Below are 4,406 nucleotides of genomic sequence, written 5' to 3' on the forward strand. Positions count from 1 at the left end.
ATCATCCTGCAGACATTCTATGACAGGTAGTGATCTTCCGTAATTTGATTCGTGATTCCGTAGAACTTCCGTAAATATTTGCGTATCGTCGGTTTCATGACCATCGAACTGGAGCGCCCTGGCGCGGCGGTCATCCCCGCCGACCGGGTCCACGAAATCCTGTCCTCGCACATCCTCGCGGACGGTTTCGAGCTTGTGCTCGACCTACACGAATCGCACGGTCGCACGCTCGTCGACGAACGTGACGGCACCAGCTATCTCGACATGTTCGGCTTCTTCGCCTCCAACGCGCTGGGAATGAACCATCCCGCGCTGGCCGGCGACGAGAGCTTTCTCGCCGAGCTGGCCAACGCCGCACTGAACAAGCCGAGCAACTCCGATATCTATACCGTCGAGATGGCTCGCTTCGTCGACACCTTCGCCCGCGTGCTCGGTGATCCGCGCCTGCCGCACCTGTTCTTCGTCGACGGTGGTGCGCTCGCGGTGGAGAACGCGCTGAAAGTCGCTTTCGACTGGAAGAGCAGGCACAACGAATCGCACGGTCGCGCACCGGAACTCGGTACCAAGGTGCTGCACCTGACCGGCGCCTTCCACGGGCGCAGCGGTTATACGTTGTCGCTCACCAATACCGACCCGGTCAAGACCGCGCGATTCCCGAAATTCGATTGGCCGCGCATCGACACACCGCACACTTTCGCGGGCCCCGACATCGCCGCCCTCGAAACGCGGGCGCTGGCCCAGGCCGAACAGGCCTTCGCCGACAACCCGCACGACATCGCCTGCTTCATCGCCGAACCGATCCAGGGCGAAGGCGGTGACCGTCATCTGCGGCCGGAATTCCTCGCCGCTATGCAGCGGCTGTGCCACGCCAACGACGCGCTGTTCATCCTCGACGAGGTGCAGACCGGCGTCGGCCTGACCGGAACCACCTGGGCCTTCCAGCAATTGGATATCGCGCCCGATGTGGTGGCCTTCGGCAAGAAGACCCAGATCTGCGGAATCATGGCGGGCGGCCGGGTCGACGAGGTGGTCGACAATGTCTTCCGGGTGAGCTCACGGCTCAACTCCACCTGGGGCGGCAACCTCACCGACATGGTGCGCACCCGGCGCATTCTCGAAGTGCTGGAACGGGATCGGCTGATCGAGGGCGTGGCACCGCTCGGCGCGTTCCTGCTCGACCGGCTCGGCAAGCTGGCCGCCGCGCACCCGGACGTGGTCAGCGAGGCGCGTGGGCGTGGGCTGATGTGCGCGGTGACGCTGGCGACGCCGCAGCTGCGTGACCGGGTGGTCACGGAACTGCGCGAACGTGAGCATGTGCTGCTGCTCGGCACCGGGGAGCGCGGCATCCGCTTCCGTCCGCCGCTGACGGTCACCGAGGACGAGCTGAGTCAGGCCGTCGACGCGCTGGACGCGGTACTCACGCGAGAACACGGGTAGCTCGTCGGGCACCGGCTGGCTTGACCGACACCTCACCGCCAGCCGCGTAACCGAGCCTCCCCGCGCCTCAATCCGGCCAAGATACGCGGGGAGGCGGAACAGTCAGTCCGAGTGCGCCCGCGACGAAACGGTGAACCGAGGCCAGACCGGCGGCCAGTGCCTCGTCCTCGCCGGGACGAGCCCAGCCGGTGACCGCCGCGGTGGCGTCGGGGCCGGGCGTCACGCCGATCTCGGCGACCATCTCGGCCGTCGTCGGAACGCAGACCGCCCAGGAGAAGTGCGACTCGTCCGCCCACTGCGCCGACCGGGTGGCCACGTAGCCGGGATCGGTGATGCCGCCGTCGGCCAGCGCGGGTCGGTCGTCGATGCGCTCGTCGGCGCGCAGCGCGCGCAGATACCAGGACCCTGCGTTGATCTCGATCGGTTCCACGCGAGCAGCCTAGTGTTCGACCGCTGGGCCACGGCCGCCGACCGCTGCCGAAGCCGCACGCGGGCGGCGGCTCCGGGTACGGGCCCAGGTGTCGTCGCCGAGCCGGAATCAGGCTGTGCGGAGGGTGCCGCCACCGAGCAGGGAGTGAACCGCGGTGCGGCCGATGTCGAGCGCACGGGTGAGCAGGTCGGTGTCGCGGGCCGCGCTGTCGATGGCGGGGGAACCGGCGGGTGGGTGGACCTGGAGGACATGATCGCCGAGGCCGTCGAGGTAGCTGTCCTCCATCGCCTGCTGACCCGGCCGCTTGCTCCACGCCCGGAACGCACCGGGCGCGATGGCACGCATGTAGCCGCCGCCGACCACCCGGTGCAGCAGGGGCGCGGGTGGGCGGACTTCATCGGTCCGGCGGGTGCGCAGGACCAGGGCGTGGGTGGTGCCCGCGGCCACGGCGGTGCGGATCGGGACGGTTTCGGTGAGGCCGCCGTCGAAGTAGCTGCCACCCGCGAGGGCGACCGGTGGTCCAGCCAGCAGTGGAAGGCCCGCAGAGGCCCGCAGCGCCGTCATGAGGCTCTGTTTGTCGGTGATGTAGGGCCCGAGGTCCACCGACTGCCCGGTGCGGATATCGGTCGCGATGGGATGGAAGGTGGTGGGGTTGGCCAGAATCGCGGGGAAGTCCATCGGTTCGATGCCGTCGTACACGCGATGCACGAGATAGTGCAGATCGAACACGGGGCGACCGCGGAAGATGCGTACCGGATCGACCACGCGGCGCATGATCGCCGGATCGGTCCACGACCGCATCCCCGTCGCCGCGCGCCCGCACAGCAACCAGGCGCCGTTGATCGCCCCGGCCGACGTGCCGTACACGGCGTCGAACACCTTCGCCAGACCCAGCTCCTCGAGCGCCTGCACCATGCCGCTGGAATACACACCGCGGCTGCCACCGCCCTCGATCACCAGCGCGAGACGATTGCCGTCAGTACGGCTACCGGTTTCCCGGCGAGCCTGGATGACCTCGGCCACCGTTGCCGAACCCGGCGTCGAGAGCGGGTCCAGATCGGTGTGCGCAGTACTGGTCACCCGACCCACGATACGACAGAAGCAGGCCACCCAGCCGGGCGAGACGCATGATCTTCCGCGCCCGTTCACCGATCCGTCTCCGCGGTGCCGGGCACGAATCCGTCAGCTCGGTTCCTCGCGGCCGCTCGGCGAACGACAACGGGCGCCGGTCCGTGGAGACCGACGCCCGTTGTGGACAGCTAGCTGTTGTCTACTTGATCTCCGCCAGGACCGTGCCCTGGGTGATCGCCGCACCCGCCGCGACGGCGAGCCCGGTGACGACACCGGCCTTGTGCGCGTTGACCGGGTTCTCCATCTTCATGGCCTCGAGCACCACGATCAGGTCACCCGCCTCGACGGTCTGGCCCTCTTCGACCGCGACCTTCACGACGGTGCCCTGCATCGGCGCGGTGACCGCGTCACCCGACGCGGCACCGGCACCGGCGCCGCCACGCTTGCGCGCCTTCGGCTTCTTGCGCACCACACCGTTGCCAGCCGAACCGGCCGCACCGCCACCGAGGGTGAACTGACCGGGCAGCGACACCTCGACGCGACGTCCGCCGACCTCGACGACAACCTTCTGCCGGGGCAGATCGTCGTCGTCATCGTCGGACACGCCACCGGCGGTGTACGGCTCGACGGTGTTCTTCCACTCGTTCTCGATCCACTTGGTGTAGATGTCGAACTTCTCGCCGTCGCCGATGAAGGCCGGATCCTCGATGACCGCGCGGTGGAACGGGATCACCGTCGCCAGACCCTCGACCTCGAACTCGGCCAGCGCGCGGCGGGCACGCTGCAGCGCCTGCTCACGGTTCTCGCCGGTGACGATCAGCTTGGCCAGCATCGAGTCGAACTGACCGCCGATGACGCTGCCCTGGACCACACCGGAGTCGACGCGCACACCGGGGCCGGTGGGCTCGCGGTAGACGTTCACCGGGCCGGGAGCGGGCAGGAAGCCGCGACCGGCGTCCTCACCGTTGATCCGGAACTCGAACGAGTGGCCACGCGGGGTGGGGTCTTCCTTGATCGACAGTTCCTCGCCGTTGGCGATCGCGAACTGCTGACGCACCAGGTCGATGCCCGCGGTCTCCTCGGTGACCGGGTGCTCCACCTGCAGGCGGGTGTTCACCTCGAGGAACGACACGGTCTCGCCCTGCACCAGGTACTCCACGGTGCCCGCACCGTAGTAGCCCGCCTCGCGGCAGATGCGCTTGGCCGACTCGTGGATCGCGGCGCGCACCTTGTCGGACAGGAACGGCGCGGGCGCCTCCTCGACGAGCTTCTGGAACCGGCGCTGCAGCGAGCAGTCGCGGGTACCGGCGACGACCACGTTGCCGTGCTGGTCGGCGATGACCTGGGCTTCGACGTGGCGGGCCTTGTCGAGGTACTGCTCGACGAAGCACTCGCCGCGACCGAAGGCGGCGATGGCCTCACGGGTCGCCGACTCGAACAGCTCGGGGATCTCCTCGATGGTGTGGGC

Annotated in this window: 4 protein-coding genes; 1 reads left to right on the forward strand and 3 read right to left on the reverse strand. The window is 68.3% G+C overall.

What is annotated here, in order from left to right:
* Nucleotides 1-96 precede the first annotated feature (96 nt).
* Nucleotides 97-1,437 (forward strand): L-lysine 6-transaminase, encoded by a 1,341-nt coding sequence (gene lat, locus ACFWF3_RS25875; RefSeq protein ID WP_379315883.1) that lies wholly within the window; start codon nucleotides 97-99, stop codon nucleotides 1,435-1,437.
* A 67-nt stretch (nucleotides 1,438-1,504) separates the two neighbouring features.
* Here the strand turns inward: lat and ACFWF3_RS25880 are convergent, their stop codons facing one another.
* From ACFWF3_RS25880 to ACFWF3_RS25890, 3 genes are all read right to left on the reverse strand, one after another.
* Complete coding sequence (locus ACFWF3_RS25880; protein ID WP_379315885.1) at nucleotides 1,505-1,867, reverse strand: hypothetical protein; 363 nt, start codon at nucleotides 1,865-1,867, stop codon at nucleotides 1,505-1,507.
* A gap of 108 nt (nucleotides 1,868-1,975) precedes the next feature.
* A complete protein-coding gene (locus ACFWF3_RS25885; RefSeq protein WP_378995403.1) occupies nucleotides 1,976-2,947 on the reverse strand; it encodes a patatin family protein in 972 nt (323 codons plus the stop codon).
* A 190-nt stretch (nucleotides 2,948-3,137) separates the two neighbouring features.
* Nucleotides 3,138-4,406: biotin/lipoyl-containing protein (locus ACFWF3_RS25890; RefSeq protein WP_379315887.1), on the reverse strand; the 1,269-nt coding region annotated here is incomplete at its 5' end.

The organism is Nocardia sp. NPDC060220 (assembly GCF_042727815.1).
Lineage (GTDB): Bacteria > Actinomycetota > Actinomycetes > Mycobacteriales > Mycobacteriaceae > Nocardia.

Excerpts from the sequence above, each read along its gene's own strand:
- lat (WP_379315883.1), top strand. The coding sequence starts at position 97 with ATGACCATCGAACTGGAGCGCCCTGGCGCGGCGGTCATCCCCGCCGAC.